This window comes from Acinetobacter sp. ANC_7503 (assembly GCF_056780035.1).
Genome location: NZ_JBWYJA010000002.1, coordinates 111,152 through 136,498 on the forward strand (window position 1 = coordinate 111,152; position 25,347 = coordinate 136,498).

Sequence of the window (25,347 nt, forward strand, 5' to 3'; positions counted from 1 at the left end):
TTAGAAATGATATTTAACCAATGCGCTTACATCGTTTTGGTCTTGACCTTTTTGACCGAATTTATTGTTCCAGACAGAGTGTTCAACACCTACATACAATTTGGTTTTTGGAGAGATATGTTTACCAACATTCCATTTATATTGGCTTGTCCAGTTCAATTCACTCGCATGACCAGGACCTTCATTTGTAGACCAATCAAGGAATGCATCTGCCAAGAATTCTTCATTGCCTAGCTTGAATGGAACAGCGTAAGTGATCGTCATTTGGTAGTCATCTTCAGTCAAGTCATTGTCAACTCGATAGAAGTTAATATTTGCATATTGCGTGTAAGGAATATCTAAAGCAAAGCCTACGCCATACAAGAAGTTATTGAACTCAGTATTGTTGTTATAACCAGCGTTGTGTTCCCAAGTCGTTGCAATCAATACATCTTTGATTGGACCAACGCTTAGTTTTTGGCCAGAGACTTCACTTAAACTTAATCGTGGAGCTAATTCAAGATAAGTTGAATCACCATCTTTTCCGCCCCATTGTTGATCGACGAAAAAGAAAACATCCGAGTACTTAAGCTTTGCAGCATATTCAGCAGTGATGGTATAGCGTTCACCTTCTTGTTGAGAGAAAGGGTTTAGGTAGTTATCGCCATAAAGACCAGTTAGGCTGAAATCTTGCCAAACAATTGGACTTGCTTGAGTAAACGCTGCTGTAGAAGCTAATGCGCAAAGTGCTGCGATTTGATTAAGTTTCATAAAAGAATCCCCAGAGAAAGCGGTAACAGAATAACGATTCTTTTGCAAAAATAAAGCCAAAAGTGGATGAAAGGAAAAATTAATGCCCACGTATGCAGGCATTGATACAAAGATGGTTTAAATTAATGATGAGAATCAATTATTTGTTTACTTTTAATACTAATTTTCGGTCCAAATAATTTTAAGTGATTAAATAATATATTGAGGACTATCGCCATTAAGCAGGTTGAGCTAATACCCGAATGGAACAAGGTTTGGACCCATTTTGGGAAGTCGGAATAGAACGAATGGTCAATAATGGGTACCATTCCTGCAGCAATTGAAGTCGCGACAATAATTAAGTTTTTCTGATCGTTATAATCAATTTTTGCCAGTGTACGGATACCACTCGCGGCTACTGTACCAAATAAAACAAGGCCAGCCCCCCCAAGTACAGGCACAGGAATCGCTGCAATAAAACGCCCCATCACTGGGAGTAATCCAAGTACGACCAGAATTATCCCGCCAGCAGCGACAACATAGCGACTTTTAATCCCTGTTATTGCAACTAAACCAACGTTTTGCGCAAACGCACTTTGCATAAATGAACCAAAGATCGGTGCTGCTGCACTTGATAACATATCTGCGCGTAGACCATCTGAAATACGTTTTGAATCTACATCGGTACCGATAATTTCACCGACTGCAATAATATCAGCTGTAGTCTCAGTCATAATCACGAGGGTAACAATGATCATGGAAAGTATTGCTGTAAACTCAAAGGTCGGCATACCAAATGCAAAGAAGCTAGGAACCTGTAACCAATGACCTTCCCCAACTTTGCTAAAATCACCAAAGCCAAACAAAAATGCTAAGACAGTGCCAAGAATAATTGCCAGTAAAATTGAAAGGCGTCGAATTGTGGCACTGCCAGCCATATTCAATATTATGACGATTGCAAGCGTCACTAACGCTAAACAAATATTTTCAGCACTTCCCCAATCAGGTGCACTTTTATTGCCGCCCATCATCCAACGCACAGCAACTGGCAGGAGTGATAAGCCTATGATTGTAATTACACAGCCTGTAACAACTGGGGGAAAAAATCGAATAATTTTAGAGAAGTAGGGCGCTAAGAAAAAACCTAAAAGTGATGCCACAATGACGGCACCATAGACTGCCTGTAATCCGCCACCTGTGGTGACAATTGCGACCATTGTGGCTACACCAGCAAAAGAGACACCCTGAACCAAGGGCAATTGTGCGCCAATATGTTTAACGCCTATGGTTTGTAAAATTGTCGCTAAGCCACCGACAAATAAAGCAGCAGCGATGAGTAGCCCAATTTCCATACCTGATAAGCCTGCAGCCGTACCCACGATCAGAGGAGGCGCTATAATACCACCATACATGGTTAAAACATGTTGTAAGCCATAAGCAGCACTTTTACCAGCACCAAGATATTCATGTTCGGGTGATTGTTGTTGTTCGTGTGCAGTCATAATAAATCCCTCTATATTTTAAATTTGCGAGTGCTCAGCTGCCACGATAGGTGGAGTAGGCATAAGGGCTAATGAGCAAGGGAATGTGATAATGTTGGTGAGCATCGTTTACTGAAAAATGAATGACGGCTTTTGGAAAAAAAGTTGGGATGTTCTGCGCGGAGAAATAAGCTTGCGTCATAAATTCGATGCTGTATTCAGCGACATCAATTTGATCGAGTCCAAAATCTGCTGCTGTCACACGTCCATCAGAATTGGTTTTGGCTATCGCTAATAACTCTCCAGACGCAGAAAAAAGCTTAACTTCAACATTACTTGCAGGACGTCCAAGGTGGGTATCTAAAATATGTGAGCTGATCATGCTTGAATTTCCTGTGAGAGGCGCAGTAAAGCAATTTCTAAAAGTTGGCGCTGGACGATTCTTTTTTCAGTCTCAAAATCGTTTAGCAAGCGGTATTCCAATGCAGTCAGAATCTCTTCACTCTTCAAACCAGAAGCTTTAATCAGAAAAATAAAACCGAATTTTTTTTCATAGGCCAAGTTGCCTTTATATAACGCATCTAGAACTTCTTGATCATGTGTGATGCGTGCTTGTTCACGCCTTGAAAAAGTTTGTTCTTGTTCTGATAATTCAAGTTTTGCTTTTCTTTCGCCAATCCTTGGGTGTGTATTTAGGGCTGCTAAAATTTCATCCCATGTCCATGTAATGGCATGTTGTTCAGCATACTTTAATAGTCCTTCTCGTGTGTCAAAAGGACCGTAATGAATGATTTCCTCGCCCCATCGTGGGATATGAACACATTGCAATAAAAATGCTTTCTGATGTTCAACAGATGTTTGATTAAATTCTGAAAGCAACACAATTCAAACCTATACATTGAAACTTTAGGCTTAAATTGCAATAACAATGCCAACGTAGATTTGGTGGAAAAAGTGACTGAAAAAAGATCAAAAGAGCACCTTATAAAGCACTCTTTTTCTCGTGAATGTGAAATTATGGTGCGAAATGATCGATCCAATGTTGCGCAATATCTCCACGACGACAAATCCAAACATGTTCATGAGATTGAACATAGTCTAAGAACTGTTGTAGTGCCTTGAAGCGTCCTGGGCGTCCTAAAAGACGGCAGTGCATCCCAATAGACATCATTTTTGGTGCAGTTCCCCCTTCGGCATACAAGACATCAAAGGCATCCTTTAGATATTGATAAAACTGTTCACCATGATTGAAGCCACCTGCTGAACTAAACTTCATGTCGTTGGTGTCCAGGGTATAAGGAATAATTAAATGCGGATGCAGCTCGCCATTCGGATGGGTGAGCTGTGTCCAAAAAGGTAAATCATCGCCGTAATAATCGCAGTCGTATTTGATTTGAGGAAATTCAGTTAAAAGTTGACGTGTGTTGGGACTATCTCGACCTGTGTACCAACCGATTGGGGCTTGTCCGAATAGCGTTTCAAGTACACTAATGGCTTGATCCATATGCTGCCTTTCGGTCTCAATATCCATATTCTGATAATGCAACCAACGTTGACCATGAGATACCACATCGTAATCCGCAGATTTAATTGCTTCGACCACATCTGGATGACGTGCCAAAGCCATTCCCACACCAAAAATAGTCATGGGTAATTGACGTTTCTTGAACTCATTATGAATACGCCAAAAACCGACTCTTGACCCATACTCATACATAGAATCCATTGACATATGCTTAGCATTAAAACTGGCAGCACCAACGATTTCAGATAAAAATTGCTCTGAACCTTGATCACCGTGCTCAATGTGGTTTTCACCACCTTCTTCATAATTTAAGACAAATTGCACTGCGATACGCGCTTGATTAGGCCAATGAGGATGAGGTGGATTCGCCCCATAACCTCTTAAGTCTCTGGAATAAGGTGCATTTTGAATCGAATCAATAAGCGCCTGTCCGCGTAAGTAAGTACTTGTCACAATGAGTAATCCTTTTATTAATTTTTTAAAATACCACTTGCATATTTTTGAGTTAGGCCCGATATTCAAAGTATAAGGACACGATTCTGCAGACTCAAAAGTGTTCATCATTCAATGTGGAGGGACGTATTCCAAACAGCAATTGAAGATGTTCGATGCAATTAGATTGCAAGCTACAAACGTGCCAAGATAAAAAGTTTTGCACAAAAATGATTCAGAAGAAGAGTGAGGATGATATTTATGAACATAGAAATCCGTACAGATAAGAATATTCAAAACAGTGAGCGATTAATTGATTATGTACGTGCAGAACTAAATACAGAGTTTCAACGCCATAGTGAAAGAATTACCCATTTTTCGGTTCATTTAAGTGATGAAAATGCCCATAAAGGCGGTGCAGACGATATTCAATGTATGATCGAAGCTCGCCCAGCTGGATTAAAGCCAGTCGTGGTCAATCACAGAGGTCATAATATTGACACAGCGATTCATGGTGCGATCGACCGATTAAAGCGTAGTCTTGAACATGTATTCGAGAAAAAAGAGAACCCTCGTGGAGCGCCCATCCAACTGAAAGAAGATGAAGTGGACGTGGAATAGCAAAAAGCCCTTCGGGGCTTTTTTTTTGAATAAAATTTTGAATGAACAGTTTTGATTTATTTAATTGAATAATGATCTGCATTATTAGGCATAATGTGGATATAGATAAATAGTAGAGAAAGTAAATGCTAACAGCACATCAACAAGTGTTTTTACAGGCCTTAGAAGAATTAGACCTAGCACAGGTACAGCGCCTGTTAGCAGAAGGTTTAGATCCAAACTTTATCGCAGGAGAGAAAGGCCCTGCGGTTTCAGTATGGTCAGATACTTTATTTCAATGGTGGGAAGAAATTTGTGAAGCGTATGAGCAAGGAAATGCGCTTTCAACAGAAGAAAAACAACAGAAATTACAAGTACATCTTGATATTCTAGATGCACTGATTGCAGCGAAAGCTAATTTCCATTTATGGGATGCAGAGGAATGTTACGGCCCACTTTGGGATGCTGCGAGTGCTGCATGTGTGCCTGCAGTTCAACGCTTACTTGATCATCAAGTTGATCCTAATACCAAAGACGATGAGGGGAATACCATTCTGAGTTCAATTAGTGATTTATTTTTCGACTGCGATTTTGATACCATTGATTGGTCACAGGCTTTACCGGAAGAACGTGAGACACTCGAGTTATTACGTAGCCGTGGCGCAAAAATGACGAAAGAATTAAATTAATTTGGGTGCCCCATGACAAAATTAAAACAACTGAGCTTGATACTTTGCTCAACTGCGAGTGTAAGTGCGATGGCTGCAGATTTTGCCTTCGATCGACCTGGTACGAGTTTCAGCACAGGCATTACGCCCGTAGGTCAATTGGCATGGGAGCAGGGACTTCCAACTGCACAGTATGTTGAAAGTACTGAAAATGGTTTTAAAAATAAATCATTGCGACTCAATGCTGATGTCCTGTTGCGTACGGGATTGAGTAAGAATACTGAGCTTCAATTGGGTTGGGATGGCCCAGCGTGGGAGCGGACCCGAATCCAAAATCGAACTGATGACCATGATGGTTTAGGTGATGTTTCTGTTGGGATTAAGCATCACGTTGACTTACAAGATGATCAACTGAAAATGGCTATTTTGGCGCAAGCTAAAATCGCAACAGGAAATGATCGTTTTACCCATGTTGATGATATTTATACCTTGGGATCATCTGTTGAGTATCAATATAACGATACTGTAACGACAGGAATAGGAATGTTCTATTCGGCTCAAAATAGTGACTGGTCGGTGACTGCTGTACCTACTATTGGGTATAAAATCGTGGGTAATTTATCGGGCTATTCTGAAGCAGTATTTACCAAGAAAGAAAGCCAAGAGCGAGAGTATGGACTGGCATCTGGTTTAATCTATGCCTTGAATGATCGTGCGCAGTTAGATGCAAGCATCGGTGTAGACCTAAGTGGATCCGATCGAAGTTATCATGGTGGATTTGGTGTCTCATACTTATTCTAAATGAATAAAAAAGGAGTAGCTTACGCTACTCTTTTTTATGTTTACTTCAGTTTTGATTCAATCAGTCTTTATCCAAACGATGGGCAAACTCTGCGATATCGGTCAAAGCTTGCTTTGCTTCATCAAACCAAGCGCTAAACATTTGGAAGTTATGCCACATACCGGTGTATAACTTAAACTCAACATCCACTCCAGCTGCTTTAGCCTTTTCTTCAAATCGCGTAGAGTCGTCTAACAAAATTTCTTTTGAACCCACCTGAACCAATGTCGGTGGCAATCCTTTGAGATCTCCAAAAATTGGGGAAATTTCGGGAATTGAGACATCTACACCTTTAGGAACATAATGATTTATGCCTGCTTCTAAAGCTTCAATTGACAATAAAGCATCATGCTTTTGATTGTAGCGTAGAGATTCACTGGTCAAAGTTAAGTCAAGAAAGGGTGACATTAAAATCAAGCCACTTGGAAGAAGTTTTGGATTTTCTTCTTTTAAACGTAAAGCCAGTGCAAGTGCTAAATTGGCACCACAAGAATCGCCAGATAAAATAATATCTTTCGGTTGAGCACCTTGCTCTACCAATAATTGGTACACATCATAGATTGCTTCTCCGAGATCGGGGAAACGTTGTTCAGGTGAAAGAGGGTAATCGATATGTAGCACTTGCATTTGAGTCCGAAGTGCCATTTCAGTCATCAATGCGCGATGTGTATTTAACGATCCTAAAAAGAATGCGCCACCATGAATGTGAAAAATGAGCTGAGTCGTTTCAGGTTGAGGCAAAATTTCTTCGGCACGAATACCTGCGATTCTTAGTTTTCGAATACTGACATCTTTGGACTGTGGAAAAACACGCGTCATCTGCTCTAAGGCAACACGAAGTACGGTGGGGGGAAGATTAAAGCGACTCGGAAAGCGAAGACTCGTTTTTAAAAAAGACTCTGTTATGTATTGTTTCAAAACCGGATTGATCTTCATTGTTTTTCCATATTAATGAAATTATGTTTATTATCAGCACACAGCATTACAATGGTACACTAAATAGTCACATTCAAAAATTGCTTAAATGTTATCAATTTTTAATAATATTAAAGTCAATTCAGCAAGGGAAACAAAAAACAATGAAAAAAATTGCACTAGCGTTAGGATTACTCGCTTCAGCAGTATTTGCAAATGCTGCAGATCCACTCAATGGTACCGTGTGGAATACGATTGATGAGAAAACTAAAAAAGCTAAAGCTTTTGTAAAATTCACTGAACAGCCAAATGGAACATTGAATGCAACGATTCAGAGTGTTGTCACACCGGGTCAAGAAAATTCATGTACGAACTGTGAAGGTCCCTATCACAAGAAATCTTTAAAAGGTTTAACCATTGTGAAGGGTCTTAAAAATGTAGGTGGAACGAATTACGATGGTGGTTCAATCTTAGACCCACAATCTGGAAAAACTTACAAATTGAAGGGTTCATTGAAAGACGGTGGTCAAAAGCTCGAACTTCGTGGTTTCATCGGCGTATCAGCGCTTGGTCGTAACCAAACTTGGGTACGCGTGAACTAATTTAAGATTCATAAAAAAGCCGAGTAGTTGCTCGGCTTTTTTTATTTCTTATTTCTTTAATGCTTTTATCGCATTCTCATCAAAACCTACTACATAGCCTGATTCAGTAGTGATCACTGGTCTTTTAATAAGGCTCGTATGTGTAGTCAGTGCTTCAATCAAACCCTGTTCAGATGCAAGGGCAATTTGTTGATCTTCCTCAGACAATTTACGCCAAGTCGTTCCCTTTTTATTGAGGACAAGTTCAGCACCAAGATCCTTTAGCCATTTTTGTACTGTTTCAGCATCAATACCTTGTTTCTTATAATCGTGGAACTCATAACTAAGCCCCAACTCATTGAGTAAATCGAATGCTTTTTTCATCGAGTTGCAATTTTTAATGCCGTAAACTTTAATCATCTCTAACAGTCTTATTCATTGTGATCAGTTTAGAGCTTAGCAAAATTTACGCAAAAACATACATGTGATCAGAATATTTTAAATAGGTTTGAAATCTACAGTGTGGCTTCATGGTGGTTATCAATAAAATGGTGGAAAATTTCTTATCTTAAAATTTGTATTGATCTTTTAAATAGAGAAAACCCGCATTAAATCATCCTGATCATGCGGGTCTCAATTCAACGTCCAATGTCTTCATCCTTGGAAAATAAACCGAAATTTATTTTCTTTTCATCCTACGGCTTCCAATCCCTATTGTCATCCTGACATGTCCCTGTGCCGTGCGACAATAATGCACTGAATTAGTCGGAATAAAAATACGTTAACACGACAAGATTTGTGAGCAATTAGCGTGCATTTAGTAAACAGTTGTTCACTCAGTTTGCACGGCACTAAATTTTATAATCGATAATGACAGGGGCATGATCACTAAACCACGTTTCTTTATATACCCATGCATTCACAGTACGATCTTTCCAATCTGGTGAGCAAGCTTGATAGTCAATCCGCCAACCCACGTTCTTGGCACGGGCTTGTCCTCGGTTTGACCACCATGAATAAAGTTCTGCTTCTTTACGCACTTCACGGAAGGTATCGACATAGCCTAGATCATCATAAATATGATCGAGCCATGCACGTTCATGTGGTAAACAACCTGAAGCTTTTTGATTGCCTGACCAGTTCTTAATATCAATGCGTTTATGTACGATATTGTAGTCACCGCAAACAATCACAGATTTACCTTCATCACGCCATTGTTTCAAGATCTGCTTGTATTCATTTAGAAAGTGATCTTTACGGGCTTGTGCTTCTTCACCAGAAGAACCTGATGGTAAATAGAGTGAGCAAATATGAGCTGTTTTCTCTAAGCCTAGATCAAATTCTGCTGAGATAAAACGACCTTGTGAATCAGCCAATTCAAAACCCAGACCATCGGTAACTGAGATAAACGGCAAACGACTATAGATTGCGGTACCAGCATAGCCAGGACGCTCAGCTGGGAATAGGTGTGTATACCAACCTTCTGGCTTAAATTTATCTGTCCATTGTTCGTGTGTAATACGGGATTCTTGCATGCAAATGACATCGGCATCTGAAGTTGCCATCCAGTCAAAAATTCCTTTTTTTTCTGCAGAACGAAGACCATTTACGTTGATTGATACGACACGTAAAATTTTTTGATCACTAGGATAGCTACTCTTTGGTATCATGCTCGAGTTTAACCTCAATTTAATAAATGGAGCACCTCATGACAGCGCAAGCGGCATTTAATCCACAAGCTTTTATCGAACTGGCATTATCACGTGGTGTGCTTAAATTTGGTGAGTTTACTTTAAAATCAGGTCGTGTGAGTCCTTATTTTTTCAACGCCGGTTTGTTAAATGACGGTGAAGCCTTAACTGGCTTGGCTTCTGGCTATGCAGCAAAATTAACTGAATGTGATAATGTTGAAGTGATTTTTGGTCCTGCGTATAAAGGGATTCCATTTGTCGCTGCAACGGCTGTGGCATTGTCACAAAACCACGGTGTAAGTGTACCTTGGGGCTTCAACCGTAAAGAAGCTAAAGATCACGGTGAGGGTGGTGTTTTAGTTGGTGCTTCAGTTGAAGGTAAAAAGGTATGGATCATTGATGATGTGATCACTGCGGGTACAGCCATTCGTGAAGTTGTGACCATTTTAAAAAATGCAGGCGCGCAAATAGCGGGTGTATTGGTTGCGCTTGACCGTCAAGAAAAAGGTCAAGGTGAATTGTCTGCGATTCAAGAAGTTCAAAAAGAGCTTGAAATTCCTGTACATGCGCTTATCACAATGAAAGATTTAATGGATTACTTAGATGCTAAAGGCGACAAAGATGCTTTAGCGAAAATGGAAGCGTACCGTGTGAAGTACGGAATCTAAGTCTTATAAAGTTCTACTTAATATTAATGTGAAACATTGCTTAATAAATAAGCGTGGAACTTGAAGAATCTATAAAAAAGCCCAGATCTATAGGTCTGGGCTTTTATATCGATATAAGTTGTTGATTTGTATTTAATAAAAAATCATTTCGCATAAGGTGTATTATGTTAATTTTAGGAAATTTAAATACTCTTTTGATTCACACGCTTTGAAAGCTCTTCCGCACTTTCTACACGTTCAGAGTAGCGATCAGTTAGATATGAGGACTGTCCCCTGGTTAAAAGCGTAAACTTATAAAGTTCTTCCATCACATCGACGATCCTCGTGTAATAAGAAGAAGGTTTCATACGACCATCATCTTCAAACTCAAGAAATGCTTTAGGAACTGATGACTGGTTTGGTATTGTGATCATACGCATCCAACGCCCTAAAATACGTAATTGATTTACAGCATTAAAGGATTGTGAACCTCCACACACTTGCATTACAGCTAAGGTTTTACCTTGCGTTGCACGGATTGCACCCGCTGCTAATGGAATCCAATCAATTTGAGCTTTTAATATTGAACTCATTGAGCCATGACGCTCAGGAGAACACCAAACCATGCCCTCTGACCATGCTAATAGCTCATGCAGTTCTTTGACCTTTGGATGTTGCATATCACCATCTTCAGGCAGAGGTAGCCCTTTTGGATGGAAGATTTTCACTTCCGCACCAAAATATTCAAGAATTCGACCAGCTTCCTGAACAGCTAAACGGCTATATGATCGATCACGATTTGAGCCATACAGAAGCAGTATTCTTGGAGGATGTTCAAGGTTCTTTGCTTGAACTTTTTCTAAAGTCGGTTTTTCCAAAAGACTAAGATCAATATTTGGTAAGTTCATTAGCTTCATGCCTCTTTAAACACTTTTTTTCTCAGCCATAGCGAAACTGTCACTAAGGCAATCAATACAGGCACTTCAACAAGCGGTCCAATCACTGTTGTGAAAGCCACAGGTGAAGCTAATCCAAAAGTGGCAATCGCTACAGCCAGTGCTAATTCAAAATTGTTGCCTGCCGCAGTAAAGGAAATAGCAGTTGTTTTAGGATAATCGTTACCCATCCACTTACTCATAAAGAAGCTGATGAAGAACATCGCAACAAAGTAAATTGTCAAAGGAATAGCGATCCTAAGTACATCTAGAGGAAGGCTAACCACTTCACCACCTTTAAGACTGAACATGGCTACAATCGTGAATAAAAGGGCAATAAGGCTGATTGGGCTAATCTTTGGGATAAATTTATCCTGATACCAAGCCAAACCATTCTTTTTAACCAAAATCAGTCGGGTTAAAAACCCAAGTAAGAACGGAATACCTAGATAAATAAGAACAGCATGGGTAATTGTCCAAAAGCTCACATTAATGATTTGTGCTTCTACCCCAAAGAATGGTGGTAAGAAGGTTAAGAATAACCAAGCATAAGTACTAAAGAATAAGATCTGGAAGATACTGTTAAACGCGACTAAGGCAGCGACATATTGATTATCCCCACATGCCAGATCGTTCCAGACGAGGACCATCGCAATACATCGGGCTAAGCCTATGAGAATTAGGCCAGTCATGTATTCAGGATAGGCATGTAAAAAAATGATTGCCAAACTAAACATTAAGCAAGGTGCTATTAGCCAGTTTTGAACGAGAGATAATGTAAGGGTTCGCTTGTCCTCAAAGACTTTAGGCAAAGTCGCATAGTCTACTTTGGCAAGTGGTGGATACATCATCAAAATAAGCCCTATTGCGATAGGGATATTCACTGAATTAATGCTTAATTGATCGAGTACCGCAGATGCTTGAGGAAAAAATACACCAATACCTACTCCTAATGCCATGGCAATGAAAATCCATAGCGTTAGATTTCGATCTAAGAATGAGAGCTTTGATCCGGACATTGAATTACTCGCATTGCATAGAGATAGATAAGTTGCTTGCAGGTTTATTCAGTACTTCATCATTTAAGACATTGAGCACTTCATTTACCCATTCTGGTAAATCAGGATTTAATCGGTAATACACCCATTGTCCCTTACGCTCATCTAGCAAAATTGAGAGGTTACGGAGTAAAGCCAAGTGACGAGAAATTTTGGGTTGGCTCAGTTGTAAGATCTCTGTGATTTCACAAACACATACATTCTGTCTTTCTAAAATAATTTTTAAAATATCCAAACGTGTCGGGTCAGATAGGCATTTAAAGAAATCTGCTTGATCCATCATCTACACTCCAATATATGCTATTGCGAATATACGCATATCCATATATAAATGCAATATTATTAAGTTCTGAGTTAATCCAATGTCATCGAAAGTTAAGATCTATCACAACCCAGCTTGTGGAACATCAAGAAATACACTAGCTCTCATTCGAAATACAGGAGAAGAACCTGAAATTATTGAATACCTTCTTACCCCTCCGAGCAAGAGAGAACTGATTAATTTAATTGAAAAAGCAGGGATTTCTGTACGTGAATCCATTCGTAAAAATGTAGAACCCTTTGAAACGCTCAAGTTGGATCAGCAGCACTGGACAAATGAACAGCTCATTAATTTTATGGTTGAGTATCCAATTTTAATTAACCGTCCATTTGTAGTGACTGAATTAGGTGTAAAACTATGTAGACCATCTGAACTCGTTTTAGATATTTTGTCTGCGCCTCAATTAGGAGCTTTTACCAAAGAGGATGGTGAAATAATCATCGATAAAAATGGTAAGCGGATTAAATAAATCCGCCTCATTTAACATAATGGGCGTTATGCGAAATGCAAGCAAAATAATGATTTAAAATCAACAACTTAAGAATTTTCACCCACTCCGAAAAACAGAAAAAAACCGACTGTGAAACATGTCGGTTTCTTTTTGAGCATATTTGTCATTTTTTGCCAATAAAATCGATTAAAAAAACGATCAAAAACCGCAATTCCCTATAAGATATATGCCTTTTAAGATCAAATTCATCCCCAATTTCTGCGGACAACTTTCGGGATAAGTTTTAATCAATTTTGTACGCCTTGGCTCACATTCATTCAGGTATTTTGCGTCTATACCAATCCCCCTCAATTTTCTATGATGAACACATAGAGAGCAGGATGCTCCAGATAACAATAAGAAATCGTAGCAATGGGATATGCAGGTACGACAGGAGTTATACCAACGCATCAAATACGTAAAAAAGCCCAACAGGATGTTGGGCTTTTTTTATGTCTGAAAAATAAGATATGCTAATTTTAACTATGAAGCAGCCGTATCACAGACCTTAAAAGGCTTAATTAAATGCATATAACTATTTTAACTTTTGATCAATTTAACGAACTCGATTCATTCATTGCTTTAGGAATTTTAAATCGAATTAAAAAGCCTGATTGGAAAGTCAGTATAGCTAGTGATAATAAATATATTCGTTCCATGAATGGAGTCTTAATAGAGTCACATTGTTCTTTAGAAGAAGCCAATGAAGCGGATGTAGTCCTTATTGGAAGTGGAATGAAGACACGAGAAATTGCAGTAGATCAAGACATAATGAGCCTACTAAATCTAGATCCAAATCGGCAACTAATAGGTGCTCAATGTTCTGGAACATTAATTCTTTCAAAACTAGGGTTGCTCAATAATATTCCAGCATGTACCGATGTCACTACAAAACCCTGGGTAATAGAGTCTGGTACATCAGTTCTAAATCAGCCATTTTTCGCTAAAGACAATATTGCTACAGCAGGTGGGTGTTTATCTTCTGTCTATCTAGCTAGTTGGGTAATTGCTCGACTAGAGGGAGTTGATGCTGCTAAGCAAGCTATAGATTACGTAGCTCCTGTAGGAGAAAAAGAATATTACGTTCTTAAAGCTATGAGCAATATTGCCCCTTACCTTTAATTTCGTATAACAGTCATTATGTTAAATAGGTTTCTATGACGCCCATCTTTTAAACTCATTAGCTATAAATTCATAAGCATCACTTTCTTTTTTCGAGGAAAATATTAGTTCAGGTTTATCCCTCTCAGTGTAATAAACACACCACTCTGCATTTTGTTTTAAGACACTAATACATTCAGAGTTTTTGATTTCATCGAAAGAGTAATTGCTATGATGAATTCCCATATGCTCCAATAATTTAATAAGCTCATTTCTGGTCATTGTAAAATTCTGAAATATCTATTCACTTAACATTATTCTAACTTCATTAGCTACTTGATAAAAAATTTCAGAAGTTTCTAGATCCAAAGGCTCTATTTCTCTAGCTGTTTGAACACCAATAATAATTGACTCTAATTTTAATTTATCTATGCCACTCGTACTTTCACAAGAGATAAGATATTTAAGTTGGTTCCTAATTGATGATGTAACCTCTAAATCTGGAAATTTTTGAGATAATTTTTCACAATGCTCTAAGGCAACTTTAAATAATTCAATCCTTTTCATGGTCACTATTAATAATTAAATATTTCTAAAATTAACATAAAACACCTTATGCGAAGTGCCCAGATCAAGGGCATTTCTAGCATTTACTTAACATAAAATCTCTCATGCGAAGTTAAAAATAAATTACCAATAAGCTAGATTATTCTGAATGTATTCGGAGTATTCCTCATTATCGATTATCAACTCATTTTTATAAATTTCTTGCATTACCTCTAACAATTGTTGCTTCTCGTTCCCTTCTAAGGGTAATTCATCTAGATTTACAATAACTTCATAATTTACAGTCATATTAAACGTAAACTTAAATTCTTTTTCACTATTCTTATATGATAAAAAAGTGTAATACATCCCACTTCGAAATTTCATTAATGCATAATCAGTTTTAATAGGTGAACCACCATTCCAACTGATAATCAACTTAGCCACCTGCTCACACTTTTCTGGTGAAGCTATTCCATTGTATTTCTTTATGGATTTATCATTTAATAAAATACTAATATCGCTTACATCTCCAAATTTTTCTATAATTTCACAAATTAAATCAGTTATATATATTAACTCTTCATTTGAAAGTTTTAACTTAGGCAACCAAACATGTCTAAGTATTTCTTGAATTTTATGTCTATTACACATATGTAAAACATTCTCGATTGGAACTATATTTTTATATTTAGCACAAAATTTTTTATAAAATAAAAAAGCCCAACATCCTGTTGGGCTTTTTTACGTATTTGATGCGTTGGTATAACTCCTGTCGTACCTGCATATTCCATTGCTACGATTTCTTATTGTTACCTGGAGCATCCTGCTCTCTATGTGTTCATCATAGAAAATTGAAGGTCATCGGTATAGACGCAAAATACCTGAATGAATGTGAGCCAAGGCTTACAAAATTGATTAAAACTTATCCCAAAAGTTGTCCGCAGAAATTGGGGATGAATTTGATCTTAAAAGGCATATATCTTATAGGGAATTACGGTTTTTGATCAATTTTTAACCAATTTTATTGGCAAGAAGTATCAAATTTGCTCAAAAAGAAACCGACATGTTTCAAAGTCGGTTTTTTGCTGTTTTTCAGGGTGGGTGAAAATTTTTAAATTATTGATTTTAAATAATTATTTTTATTTCATTTCGCATAAGCTCTATTATGTTAAATGGGTGAGTTATTTTTAGATTTACTTCAACTTGAATATTCTTTTATTTGGTTATCTTTTCATTAGACATGATTAAAATATCAGTCTTATCAGGAAACTTATTTTTGATTATCCATAATCTATTTTTGATCAATAGATACATTCCTAATGATTTAGTTTTATGTTTTTGTAACATTTATAGCACTTATTTTAATAATAATTTTTTATTAATTTACAAATAGTTATACAAAAATAACAACAAAGATAACCCCTGCTGCATCACATAATGTATTTTATATTTTATTAAAACTTAAAATTCTTTTAATATTATTGCAATAATCGGCCTTTACATTTTTGAGACTACTTAATTCTTGAAATGATTGGCATGCATAATATGTTATTTACAATAATCGAAAAACAATCATCAGAATGGTCTGAAATTATAAATTTAATAAAGCAGAAATATAATAGTAAATTTCACGCTGAAATTTTCCCAGACCCACAATATCTTATTTTAGCTACTAAAAGTGAGGACAGTTCTAAATCTGAAATTCTGGCCTGTGCTGGAGTAACTTTTGCTAATACTAAGAAATTATTTTCAGAGCAATACTTAGATCGAAATATTGAATTTTTGTTGTCAGATCGCTTAGGTAGGCTAGTTGAGCGGAATGAGATTGCAGAAATTGGTGGGTTGATTTCGACTACAAATAAAGCTGGCAGTGCTCTAATTAAGAAAATACCATTTCTTTCGCAATGTTTAGGTGCAAAGTATTTGCTCTGTACGGTAACAGAACAAGTGCGTTATCTAATGCAAAAGAATCAAATTAATTTTGAAGAAATTTGTGATTCCCGTCCTTATATGTTGGATGCTTCTCAACAGAGTTCATGGGGCAATTATTATGCAAATAACCCCAAAACTGGTTTTATAAAAATAAATACAAGATTACAAGCTAATCTTGCTCTTAACTTATTGTATTCATTGAAAGTTAACAATAAACATAATGATCAAGCGAACTATCTTAATTAAAACAGAGTTATTTCAATGGAACATATTTTAGCGCTCCTAGAACCTGCACTAAAAACATATGCTATGCGTATTTGTGCTGTCGAGCACAAGGAAAAAGGGCAAACAAGAACGATAACTTATCAACAATTGCATCAAAATGCTGAAAATCTCGCAGCATTGATGTTAGATCGTTTTGCTACTGATGATCAAAAACCAGCTGTGATAGGACTAGTACTTAAAAATAGTATTGATTGGATGGTGGCGGATTTGGCGTGTTTGTTAAGTGGGTTAACCGCATTGCCATTGCCATTGTCATTTAGCCGCCAGCAAGCAATTTTTTTGTTGGACCAATGTGATGGTTTTTTGTTAGACAAATATGGTAAGACTGTATTGGAAAACAATTGGAAAATAGATATCAGTCAACTTCCAATACTACAGGTTGAAGATCAAGTTCTAAGGAATAAGGAAAATTTCTGTTTACATAGACCGGCACTTAATTCAATTGCCAAAATTATTCATACATCAGGTACTACTAGTACACCAAAGGGCGTAATGATCAGTGGGAGTAGTTTATGGCAAACATTAACTGCTTTAGATTATGGTATTCCTGACAGTGCATTTAGCAGTTATTTGTCACTAGTGCCATTGAGTTTACTGCTTGAGCAAATGACAGGAGTTTATTTGCCTTTATTGCGTGGTGGAACAACACACTTCTTATCGCCAGATACGCCATTATTAGGCGAGCAGGGTGTAAATATCAATGCATTGATTGCTGCAATTTTACAGTATCAACCTAGTGCACTGACAGTACCACCTATTGTATTAGAAACTTTATTAAAGGCACTCAACGCACAGGCAGATAATTCAATTGCTATACAACGCTATATTGATACCAAGCCATATATTACTTGTGGTGGAGCTGCCGTTAGTCTAAATGTGCTAAATGAGCTTAAAGACTACGGTTTAGATGTATTTCAGGGCTATGGCTTAAGTGAAAATACCTCTGTGGTAAGCATGAATACACCGCAAAACCAGCGCCTTGGTAGCGTAGGCAAGCCGTTACCGCACGTTCAAGTACGTTTAGGTGTTGAAAGTACTATACAAATAAAAAGTAGCTCATTATTTAATGGCTATTCAGGTTTAGATCCTAGTACTTGTGACTTTACCGATGATCACTGGCTAGACACAGGTGATATCGGCTCGCTTGATACAGATGGATTCTTATATATCCAGGGACGAAAGAAGAACATTATTTGTTTACCTAACGGTCGTAACGTGTCACCAGAGCAAGTAGAGCTAAGCTTACTTAAGTATCCCCATGTCAAGTCAGCTGTTGTGAGCTTATTACATGATAAACATTTGGTGGCGTTATTAGTGACTGATCAAGCACTGGATTTAAGTGATGTTAAAGCTTGGTCCTCACAGCAGTTTTCCACGATTGAAAATCCCACTCAATTTATTTTGTTACCAACCAATCATGCCGACTTGGCACATTTATTTACCGTTACTGGTAGACCCAAAAGAACAGAAATCAACACTTATTTAGTGCGAAGCCTACAAAGAGAATTAGTATGAACTTTACCTATGAAATAAACCAACTTAACGCACTACCGATTTTGTATGTCGATAAGACACAATTAAATACCACCGATATTTATAATTTATTGGGTAAATACGGGGCTTTTATTATGCGTGATGCCATTAAATCGCCCATTGAATTTAGCCAGTTTGTACAATTACATAGCTCAAAATTGAGTCTTGATCCGGCTAGAACTATGACGGGTAATGCTGCACAATTGGTAGATGCGGGGACTCAAGCTGTTGGTTTACATTGTGAAAATGGCAATTCGCCATTTTGGCCAGATTTAACATGGTTTTACTGTGAGCAAGCACCAAAACAAGGTTCCCAAACAACAGTTTGTGATGGTGTCCGGGTCTTTAAGCATCTATCTCAAAAATGTCAGGATTTTTTTAGTAGCGGATCGATTAGATATACTCGTAGAGTAGAAGGAGACAAATGGCGGCGTTTGGTGTGCCATTACAACTCAGATTTTCAAGATATCAATGATGTAAGTATAGATGATCTGTTAAGTCTAGTGGCCAACGATGAAGGCACGTCTATCGAATACAATGCCAGCAATGACAGTATTCAATATAAATATAAAGTACCTGCTGTATTAACTAGCACTTTCTCTGATAAGCCTGCTTTTGCCAACAGTATTTTAGGGCCTTCTTATAATTATGAAATACCTGTCATTGATATGGCTGATGGGCGAAAAATACCAGACCATTTTTTGAATGAAATAAAACAAGTCACTAAAGAACTTACCTTTCCAGTGGGTTGGCAAGACTACGACTTGATTGTAATTGATAATAAACGTGTGATGCATGGGCGTGATGAAATTATAGATAGCCGTCGCAAAATTTTTAACGCATTGAGCTATAGGAAGTAATCATGTTGCAATCTATACAGGCTGTACAAATAAAATCTGGTCAATATGCTACATTTGTAGATAGTGATGGCAATCAATTAATTGATCTATCTGGTGGTTTTGGTTATCAGGTACCTGAGGTTATTGACGCTGTTGTTGTTCAGAGTGAACGAATTGCTCTATCTAACCGAGTACTGATGTCCGCGCCGCTTATCAAACTCTGTCAAAAAATTTCTAGCATGTTGCCTAAGCCGCTAGAAATGTCTTATGTATGTAACTCTGGTGATGAAGCTTTTGAAGGTGCTCTAAAACTAGCAAAAGGCTTGAAGCCTAAAGCGAAGTATTTGCTATATGTGGCGGGTGGAGATTATGGCAGCTTAAGCTATGGTCGATGTATGACTACGCCAGAGTATTATCCCGAGATGATGTCATTTTTAGGCATGGAGTTAGTGGCTATTCATTCTATCGATGATATACAGAAATTTAAGCGATGGAGTGATTGCTTTGCGGTGTGTCATACAGGTGTTATTCAGAATAGACAAGGTGCGCTAGAACCAATTAATCAGCCTTTATTAGAAAAATTATATAAAAGTGCTAAGCATCATAAAGTCCCTGTAATTTCGGTTGATGTACAAACGGGTCTTGGACATCTAGGAGTGATGTTTGCTCATGACTATTATCAACTTACGCCTGACATTCTAGTATTAGGACAAAACTTAGCTGGCGGAGCGGTACCAATTGGTACTTATACCTCATCCGCTACGCTAGCAAATAAGGTTTATGGAAGCAGTTCTCCAGCGAAGCATGGCAGCACTACGGCTGGCAATCCACTATCTTGTGTTGCTGCAATAGCAGCGTTGGAACTAGTGGAAAAACAAAAATTGTGTGAGCAAGCTAATAAATTTGGTCGGCTGTTTAAGAAAAAAATTAAACATTATCAAACCATAAATTATGGAAGTGTTTTAAATATTATGTTGCCAAGTCATGTGTCTGCATTACAGCTTTGGCGAGATTTATATCAGCATGGTGTCTACGTCTCTCCTAAACAAATTGGCCATGTTTTAACACTAATTTGCCCTTTAACTGCCCGTCTTGATGAGATGGAACGCGCTGTCGAATTGATTAATAAGGTGATAGAAAATGTTGATGCAACCGTTTAATAGTAAAGCATTGCTTAACGCTTGTGAGCAACATTGGAGTGCTTCAGCAGCTAAACTGTATCGCTTGGCAAAAACGCCTGTCGAAGCAACTTCGGATGGCATTTATGTTTATGATCATCAGGGTAAAAAGTTTATTGATTGTGCTTGTAGCTATGGAGTATTTATTGTTGGACACCAAAATCCGATCGTAAAGAAATATGCCATTGAACAATTAAAAACACTGGCATGGGCTAATAATGATAAGCAAAGCGATGTTCAGCACAAACTAACGGTTAAATTAAAAGACATAACTCCAGGGGAGTGGGGTGATATTTGTTATACTGCATCGGGAGCAGAAGCTATTGAGCAAACCATCCGCTATGTTCTAAAAGTTCAATCACATAAACAAAGCATTATTGTGTGTAAGAACTCTTATCATGGTAAAACATTGGCTGCGATGAATATTCTTGGACAGCAGCAACATCATAAAGACTATGGTTACTTATCAGATCAGGTTAAGTTCATTGATTATGGTGATATTGATGCTCTTAAAGCTGCATTAGGGATACATGGGGCTAAGGCCTTTTATTTAGAACCCATCTTAGGCGGTGCTCACTTAACCATGCCCCCAAAAGGCTACTTAAAGCAAGTTGCTGAACTTTGTCAACAAACAGGAACGTTATTAGTTGCAGATGAAATACAAACCGCTTTTGGACGCTGTGGTGAAATGTTTGCAGTTAATTATGAGCAAATAGTACCAGACATCATGGTTCTATCTAAAGGGCTAACGGGTGGTTATACATCATTTGCTTGTACGATGTATAGCAAGGCCTTATCTGAAAAGAGTCCGTATCATCAGGTTGAGCCAGATACCCGTAGTAATGGTGGACACCCATTTGCATGTGCTGCTGCATTGGGTGCGTTGGAATATATTGAAAAGTTTGGGTTAGTAGCTAATGCTAATGAACAAGGTGCGGTTTTTGCAAAGGGCTTAACTAATTTAGCTCAAAAGTATCCCGATATTATATTAGATGCACCTGCAATTGGTTTGATGACTGGGCTTCGCTTACGTGGAGCAGTATATGAAAGCCTGCTTGTGATGCAACTTAACCAACGTGGTATTCATGCAGGGCATTCCATGAATGAAAAAGCAACCTCACCAGTATTACGCTTTTATCCCCCATTACAAATTGATCGTAAAATAATTCTACACATATTGCAGCAAATCGATGACTCTTTAGCTGTAATATCGAGCATGCCAAAACCCGTTGTAAAAGTATTAAAACCCGTGGTTAAGCATATGTACAAATTACCTAATACACTATTGAAGTGTTTGACATAAATGGTGGATTTGTGCAAATAGATAGTAAAATTGATCAACTTACCTTAGCTCAGATGGCGTCTGCTATTACAGATGGAACGCTTTCCAAAGAGTCCTTGACTAAGCATTATTTAGCTCGAATTAGTCAACATAATTCAGCAATTAATGCTGTAATAGCCAAACAGGCAGATGATGAGATTCTAAAGCAAGCGCAGTTGGATAAAACAGGTAATACTGCTGAACAGCCTTTACGCGGCATACCATTAAGCATAAAAGATGTATGCCATGTGCAGGGATTCAAGATGAGCCGTGGTGTCAAAGAATTATATGGCAAGGCTAGTATAAAAGATGCAACAGTGGTAACACGGCTTAAAGATGCTGGTGCGCATATCCTTGGAATTACAAATGTGCCAGAAATGTGTATGGCTTTTGAGACAGATAATTTGCTCTATGGACGTACCAATAACCCCTATGATCATGAGCGTTCTGCTGGCGGCAGTAGTGGAGGGGAGGCCGCTGCTATTGCTGCAGGTTTAAGTCCTGCAGGTCTGGCCTCAGATGCATGTGGTAGTGTCCGGTTGCCTGCACATTTTAATGGGATTATTGGTCTTAAACTCACACAATGGCGTGTGCCTCTTACTGGACAATATCCATTTGATCGCTCAGGGATCTTTAACTTTACATCATCATTCTCAGTCATGGGGCGTTATGTAGATGATGTGGCACTGCTAGGCCAAGTTATCTCAGGTGTAGATGGTGTAGACCCTGATACGGTGCCTGTAACATGGCAAGATTATAAAACTGTAGACATTAGTCAGTTAAAGTTAGCATTTTGGCTTGATTCATCACTGCCCCATCAAGCTAGTATTGTTAATTATATGTTAAAAGCGAAGTCTTTATTGGCTCGTGCTGTTGACAGCATTGCTGATACTACGCCACCCTTAGTGCAAGAGGCATTTGATACCATTTGGAAGTTGTTTATTTTGGGTGGAACGAGCGGCCGTAGCTGGGAAGATTTATTTGCAAAAATGAATAAATCAGAATTGTCTGAGCCATTAGAAACATTAATAGAGTTTTCTAAACAATATGAAGCCACACCAGACGAAATTCGTGCGTTATGGGTTATGCGTGACCAAGTTCGAACAGAAATGGCGGTATTTTTTGAAAGTTATGATGTGTTGATTTGTCCAGTTTATCCAGACGTTGCATTCAAGCATGGTAACTCCTTAATTCAAATAAATAATTATTTATATTTATTTCCTTTTAGTTTAACTGGTCAACCAGCAGTGGTTGTTCCTATGGGACTTTGTCCAAGCACTGGCTTACCAGTGGGTATACAGATTATTGGACGTTGGTGGCAAGAGCACTTTATTTTGGCTATTGCTAATTTTTTACAACAGCTAAATCCCGCTTGGCAAGTAGCAACACAAGTTAGAAAAACAGAGAGCCTCAAATGACGTTTCACAAAGAGAAGCAAAATCAATTGGCTATTATTCTGGCATTGATTTTGGTCGGGTTGAATTTGCGACCTACAATGGCTTCTATTGGCCCATTATTACCATTTATTCAGCAGGATATTCCTTTAAGTTTTACCGCAGTTTCATTACTAACTATGTTGCCGGTTTTGGCAATGGGTCTGGCAATGTTTATTAGTGCACCAATATTAAGGCGCTTTAAAGCTTTTAATGTTGTGGCAGTAGCATTGGTAGTGATTGGACTATCGAATTTGGCGCGATTATATGCTAAGGATTACTCTAATCTAGTAATTACTGCCATAACTGCTGGATGTGGTATTGCGATTATTCAGGCTGTAATTCCTGTATTAATTAAAAAGAACTTTCCTAACGCCATCGCACTATATATGGGCTTATATGTCACGGCCATTATGGGGGGGGCTGCATTATCAGCATCACTGGCAGCATTTATACAAGATATTTCTGGACATTGGCAAGTTGCATTTTCTTGTTGGGCTGCCTTGTCAGCTTTTGCATTGGCTGCATGGTTTTGTATTAAGGGCGAAGTGCACTCTATTAATCAACAACCAACTAATAAAAGCCATTCACGGGGATTTTTCCAAATTCCAAGAGCCTGGACTTTATGTATATTTTTTGGTTTAGGAACCGCATCTTATACTTGTGTGTTGGCATGGCTGCCACCTTATTATATTGAGTATAATTGGAGTAGTACAAATGCAGGGTTACTACTAGCACTTTTAACATCGATGGAAGTAGTAGCAGGGATTTTATTCCCAATTTTGGCTAATCGTAATATCGATCGTCGTTCAATTTTGGCAACAATTTTACTGTTTATTATTGGTGGTTATCTAGGGTTGATACTAGCTCCGACACTCTTACCAATTTTATGGGCTTGCTTGCTAGGACTTGGTATTGGTGGCTTATTCCCAATGAGTTTAATTGTCACTATGGATCATTATGATGATCCGCAACAAGCAGGAGAGCTTACTGCGTTTGTGCAAGGTGGGGGCTACTTTATTGCTGCATTCTCACCACTCATTGCAGGGATAATTCGTGATGAAACTCAAAGCTTTACGGCATCGTGGAGTCTTTTACTTATCATTACTCTTATTTTATTGTTAATGACTTATATTTTTAATCCTAAAAACTATCAGGCAAAAATGTCATAACTCAATAATTATCAGAAGTTGTGATAGTTATAACTGTTTTCTAGTCAATTTTTTCTATCATTAGTTCCAAATTGGATTATTCTCTAGTTTAACTTTATCTAAACTTAACATAATACACCTTATGCGAAATTCTTATCTGCATCACACAAATTACATTTATACGTTATGCCCAACTTTTCATTCAGATCTTGTTACCTCATCGCTCAAGGACGATTTTGCCACGGTGGGGCATATGCAAATGTATAACCTGATCGCAGGCAAGAATCATCTACTCAATGATTTTTATCTTCTGAATAAAAGACGATCATGGCGGGTTGCATCATTAGAAACCTCGGGAATAAATATATTCATAAATTGTAGTTTAAGTAAGTTAAAGAGACTCATAAAAGAGCGCTGTGCTGAATATCCCATACCCAGCGATGGTCATGAGGATCGCGCCACACAAGGCTAAGATTTTTGAATAAATACGTTGTTGAGAAATAGCGTTAAACCCTAAATAGACTAAAGATAGTACGACAAAATCCAAAATGATCCATGTGATGATTAACAGCGTCAAACTTAAATCTATATTTGGCGTAATTTGAATAAACTGCGGAAAAAAAGCAGTGAAGAAAATAATATCTTTAGGATTGGAAATACCAACTAAAAAACCTTTGGAAAAACCACTATCGATCGGCTTGATCTTTGAAGAGGCAGTTTGATTGTGCTGAAAAGTTTCTCTAAGAATTTCAAAACCTAAATAGCCAATGTAAAGACATCCTAGGACTTTGATGACATTGAAAATATGCTCATTAAAATGGAGAACACCCTTAAGTGCAAGAATTGAAAGGGTAATTAAACATAGTGAGGCAACATTAGTACCTAAAATAGTCTGTAATGCTTTTCGATAACCGCCTTTTGCACCTGCACTGGCCACCAAAATCATAACAGGGCCTGGAGTGGCAATCATAATAATGACGGTGAAAATATATAAAAAATACTCAAGATAGTTCATGAAAATACTAATTTTTAAATTTTATTTATATGAATATTACAACCTCTTTAGATTTCATACATCTCATTTATTTAAAATATTTCATAGAGTGAAAT

28 protein-coding genes are annotated in these 25,347 nt (G+C 37.8%); 14 read left to right on the top strand and 14 right to left on the bottom strand.

Going from position 1 to position 25,347, the window contains the following annotated elements:
- The 5 genes from AC1M9M_RS04450 to puuE all read right to left on the bottom strand — a co-directional run bounded on the left by AC1M9M_RS04450 (position 1) and on the right by puuE (position 4,188).
- A complete protein-coding gene (locus AC1M9M_RS04450) occupies positions 1–750 on the bottom strand; it encodes an outer membrane protein OmpK (RefSeq protein ID WP_092766621.1) in 750 nt (249 codons plus the stop codon).
- Between the two features lie 122 nt (positions 751–872).
- Entirely contained in the window at positions 873–2,231 is a 1,359-nt protein-coding gene (locus AC1M9M_RS04455; protein ID WP_481595719.1) for a nucleobase:cation symporter-2 family protein, read from the bottom strand.
- Positions 2,232–2,265: 34 nt separating this feature from the next.
- Positions 2,266–2,592 (bottom strand): hydroxyisourate hydrolase, encoded by a 327-nt coding sequence (gene uraH, locus AC1M9M_RS04460; RefSeq protein ID WP_035264724.1) that lies wholly within the window; start codon positions 2,590–2,592, stop codon positions 2,266–2,268.
- Entirely contained in the window at positions 2,589–3,092 is a 504-nt protein-coding gene (uraD, locus tag AC1M9M_RS04465) for a 2-oxo-4-hydroxy-4-carboxy-5-ureidoimidazoline decarboxylase (protein ID WP_481595720.1), read from the bottom strand. The genes uraH and uraD overlap by 4 nt, the downstream gene beginning before the upstream one ends.
- A gap of 133 nt (positions 3,093–3,225) precedes the next feature.
- The gene (puuE, locus tag AC1M9M_RS04470) at positions 3,226–4,188 is read right to left on the bottom strand and encodes an allantoinase PuuE (protein ID WP_481590159.1); all 963 of its coding nucleotides are present in this window, start codon (positions 4,186–4,188) and stop codon (positions 3,226–3,228) included.
- Between the two features lie 240 nt (positions 4,189–4,428).
- On the opposite strand from puuE, the gene AC1M9M_RS04475 reads away from it, so the two are divergent.
- The 3 genes from AC1M9M_RS04475 (at position 4,429) to AC1M9M_RS04485 (ending at position 6,236) form a co-directional block, all read left to right on the top strand.
- The gene (locus AC1M9M_RS04475; protein ID WP_035264715.1) at positions 4,429–4,788 is read left to right on the top strand and encodes an HPF/RaiA family ribosome-associated protein; all 360 of its coding nucleotides are present in this window, start codon (positions 4,429–4,431) and stop codon (positions 4,786–4,788) included.
- A 125-nt stretch (positions 4,789–4,913) separates the two neighbouring features.
- On the top strand, positions 4,914–5,456 hold the full coding sequence (locus AC1M9M_RS04480; RefSeq protein ID WP_481595721.1) for an ankyrin repeat domain-containing protein: 543 nt from the start codon (positions 4,914–4,916) through the stop codon (positions 5,454–5,456).
- A gap of 12 nt (positions 5,457–5,468) precedes the next feature.
- Complete coding sequence (locus tag AC1M9M_RS04485) at positions 5,469–6,236, top strand: transporter (protein WP_481590158.1); 768 nt, start codon at positions 5,469–5,471, stop codon at positions 6,234–6,236.
- A gap of 61 nt (positions 6,237–6,297) precedes the next feature.
- On the opposite strand, the gene AC1M9M_RS04490 is transcribed toward AC1M9M_RS04485, so the two are convergent.
- Entirely contained in the window at positions 6,298–7,212 is a 915-nt protein-coding gene (locus tag AC1M9M_RS04490) for an alpha/beta hydrolase (RefSeq protein ID WP_035264694.1), read from the bottom strand.
- 143 nt (positions 7,213–7,355) lie between these two features.
- Here AC1M9M_RS04490 and AC1M9M_RS04495 point away from each other — a divergent pair, with 143 nt between their 5' ends.
- The gene (locus AC1M9M_RS04495) at positions 7,356–7,793 is read left to right on the top strand and encodes a DUF2147 domain-containing protein (RefSeq protein ID WP_035264927.1); all 438 of its coding nucleotides are present in this window, start codon (positions 7,356–7,358) and stop codon (positions 7,791–7,793) included.
- A 48-nt stretch (positions 7,794–7,841) separates the two neighbouring features.
- Here the strand turns inward: AC1M9M_RS04495 and AC1M9M_RS04500 are convergent, their stop codons facing one another.
- Together AC1M9M_RS04500 and AC1M9M_RS04505 are read right to left on the bottom strand one after the other, a co-directional pair.
- Positions 7,842–8,192 carry a Spx/MgsR family RNA polymerase-binding regulatory protein gene (locus tag AC1M9M_RS04500; protein WP_035264692.1) on the bottom strand — a complete coding sequence of 117 codons (351 nt, stop codon included), beginning with the start codon at positions 8,190–8,192 and terminating at the stop codon, positions 7,842–7,844.
- Between the two features lie 431 nt (positions 8,193–8,623).
- Positions 8,624–9,442 carry an exodeoxyribonuclease III gene (locus AC1M9M_RS04505; RefSeq protein WP_092766525.1) on the bottom strand — a complete coding sequence of 273 codons (819 nt, stop codon included), beginning with the start codon at positions 9,440–9,442 and terminating at the stop codon, positions 8,624–8,626.
- A 38-nt stretch (positions 9,443–9,480) separates the two neighbouring features.
- Here AC1M9M_RS04505 and pyrE point away from each other — a divergent pair, with 38 nt between their 5' ends.
- Entirely contained in the window at positions 9,481–10,131 is a 651-nt protein-coding gene (gene pyrE / locus AC1M9M_RS04510) for an orotate phosphoribosyltransferase (RefSeq protein ID WP_067727823.1), read from the top strand.
- A gap of 182 nt (positions 10,132–10,313) precedes the next feature.
- Here the strand turns inward: pyrE and arsH are convergent, their stop codons facing one another.
- From arsH to AC1M9M_RS04525, 3 genes are read right to left on the bottom strand one after another with little or no spacing between them, the layout of a single operon-like run.
- Positions 10,314–11,018, bottom strand: a complete 705-nt coding sequence (gene arsH, locus AC1M9M_RS04515) for an arsenical resistance protein ArsH (protein ID WP_481595722.1) — start codon at positions 11,016–11,018, stop codon at positions 10,314–10,316.
- A gap of 5 nt (positions 11,019–11,023) precedes the next feature.
- Positions 11,024–12,064, bottom strand: a complete 1,041-nt coding sequence (arsB, locus tag AC1M9M_RS04520) for an ACR3 family arsenite efflux transporter (RefSeq protein WP_481595723.1) — start codon at positions 12,062–12,064, stop codon at positions 11,024–11,026.
- Positions 12,065–12,068: 4 nt separating this feature from the next.
- Positions 12,069–12,383, bottom strand: coding sequence for an ArsR/SmtB family transcription factor (locus tag AC1M9M_RS04525; protein WP_481595790.1), 315 nt, complete (start codon positions 12,381–12,383; stop codon positions 12,069–12,071).
- 82 nt (positions 12,384–12,465) lie between these two features.
- Between AC1M9M_RS04525 and arsC the strand changes: the two genes are divergently transcribed.
- On the top strand, positions 12,466–12,894 hold the full coding sequence (gene arsC, locus AC1M9M_RS04530) for an arsenate reductase (glutaredoxin) (protein WP_481595724.1): 429 nt from the start codon (positions 12,466–12,468) through the stop codon (positions 12,892–12,894).
- 546 nt (positions 12,895–13,440) lie between these two features.
- Positions 13,441–14,037 carry a DJ-1/PfpI family protein gene (locus tag AC1M9M_RS04535; RefSeq protein ID WP_481595725.1) on the top strand — a complete coding sequence of 199 codons (597 nt, stop codon included), beginning with the start codon at positions 13,441–13,443 and terminating at the stop codon, positions 14,035–14,037.
- A 279-nt stretch (positions 14,038–14,316) separates the two neighbouring features.
- On the opposite strand, the gene AC1M9M_RS04540 is transcribed toward AC1M9M_RS04535, so the two are convergent.
- Together AC1M9M_RS04540 and AC1M9M_RS04545 are read right to left on the bottom strand one after the other, a co-directional pair.
- Positions 14,317–14,583 carry an immunity protein Tsi6 family protein gene (locus AC1M9M_RS04540; RefSeq protein WP_481595726.1) on the bottom strand — a complete coding sequence of 89 codons (267 nt, stop codon included), beginning with the start codon at positions 14,581–14,583 and terminating at the stop codon, positions 14,317–14,319.
- Positions 14,584–14,706: 123 nt separating this feature from the next.
- A complete protein-coding gene (locus AC1M9M_RS04545) occupies positions 14,707–15,216 on the bottom strand; it encodes a hypothetical protein (protein WP_481595727.1) in 510 nt (169 codons plus the stop codon).
- An 885-nt stretch (positions 15,217–16,101) separates the two neighbouring features.
- On the opposite strand from AC1M9M_RS04545, the gene AC1M9M_RS04550 reads away from it, so the two are divergent.
- Genes AC1M9M_RS04550 through AC1M9M_RS04580 form a run of 7 tightly spaced genes read left to right on the top strand, consistent with a single transcriptional unit; the run spans position 16,102 to position 24,258 of the window.
- Positions 16,102–16,743 carry a thermostable hemolysin gene (locus AC1M9M_RS04550; RefSeq protein WP_481595728.1) on the top strand — a complete coding sequence of 214 codons (642 nt, stop codon included), beginning with the start codon at positions 16,102–16,104 and terminating at the stop codon, positions 16,741–16,743.
- 15 nt (positions 16,744–16,758) lie between these two features.
- On the top strand, positions 16,759–18,297 hold the full coding sequence (locus AC1M9M_RS04555; protein WP_481595729.1) for an AMP-binding protein: 1,539 nt from the start codon (positions 16,759–16,761) through the stop codon (positions 18,295–18,297).
- Complete coding sequence (locus AC1M9M_RS04560; RefSeq protein WP_481595730.1) at positions 18,294–19,175, top strand: TauD/TfdA family dioxygenase; 882 nt, start codon at positions 18,294–18,296, stop codon at positions 19,173–19,175. The genes AC1M9M_RS04555 and AC1M9M_RS04560 overlap by 4 nt, the downstream gene beginning before the upstream one ends.
- 2 nt (positions 19,176–19,177) lie before the next feature.
- Positions 19,178–20,314, top strand: coding sequence for an aminotransferase class III-fold pyridoxal phosphate-dependent enzyme (locus AC1M9M_RS04565; protein ID WP_481595731.1), 1,137 nt, complete (start codon positions 19,178–19,180; stop codon positions 20,312–20,314).
- The gene (locus AC1M9M_RS04570) at positions 20,295–21,635 is read left to right on the top strand and encodes an aspartate aminotransferase family protein (protein ID WP_481595732.1); all 1,341 of its coding nucleotides are present in this window, start codon (positions 20,295–20,297) and stop codon (positions 21,633–21,635) included. The genes AC1M9M_RS04565 and AC1M9M_RS04570 overlap by 20 nt, the downstream gene beginning before the upstream one ends.
- 11 nt (positions 21,636–21,646) lie before the next feature.
- Positions 21,647–23,071 (top strand): amidase, encoded by a 1,425-nt coding sequence (locus AC1M9M_RS04575; RefSeq protein WP_481595733.1) that lies wholly within the window; start codon positions 21,647–21,649, stop codon positions 23,069–23,071.
- Positions 23,068–24,258: a cyanate transporter gene (locus AC1M9M_RS04580; protein ID WP_481595734.1), complete on the top strand. Its 1,191-nt coding sequence runs from the start codon at positions 23,068–23,070 to the stop codon at positions 24,256–24,258. Before AC1M9M_RS04575 ends, AC1M9M_RS04580 begins: the two co-directional genes overlap by 4 nt.
- A 370-nt stretch (positions 24,259–24,628) precedes the next feature.
- Here the strand turns inward: AC1M9M_RS04580 and AC1M9M_RS04585 are convergent, their stop codons facing one another.
- Positions 24,629–25,252, bottom strand: coding sequence for a LysE family translocator (locus tag AC1M9M_RS04585; protein WP_481595735.1), 624 nt, complete (start codon positions 25,250–25,252; stop codon positions 24,629–24,631).
- Positions 25,253–25,347 lie beyond the last annotated feature (95 nt).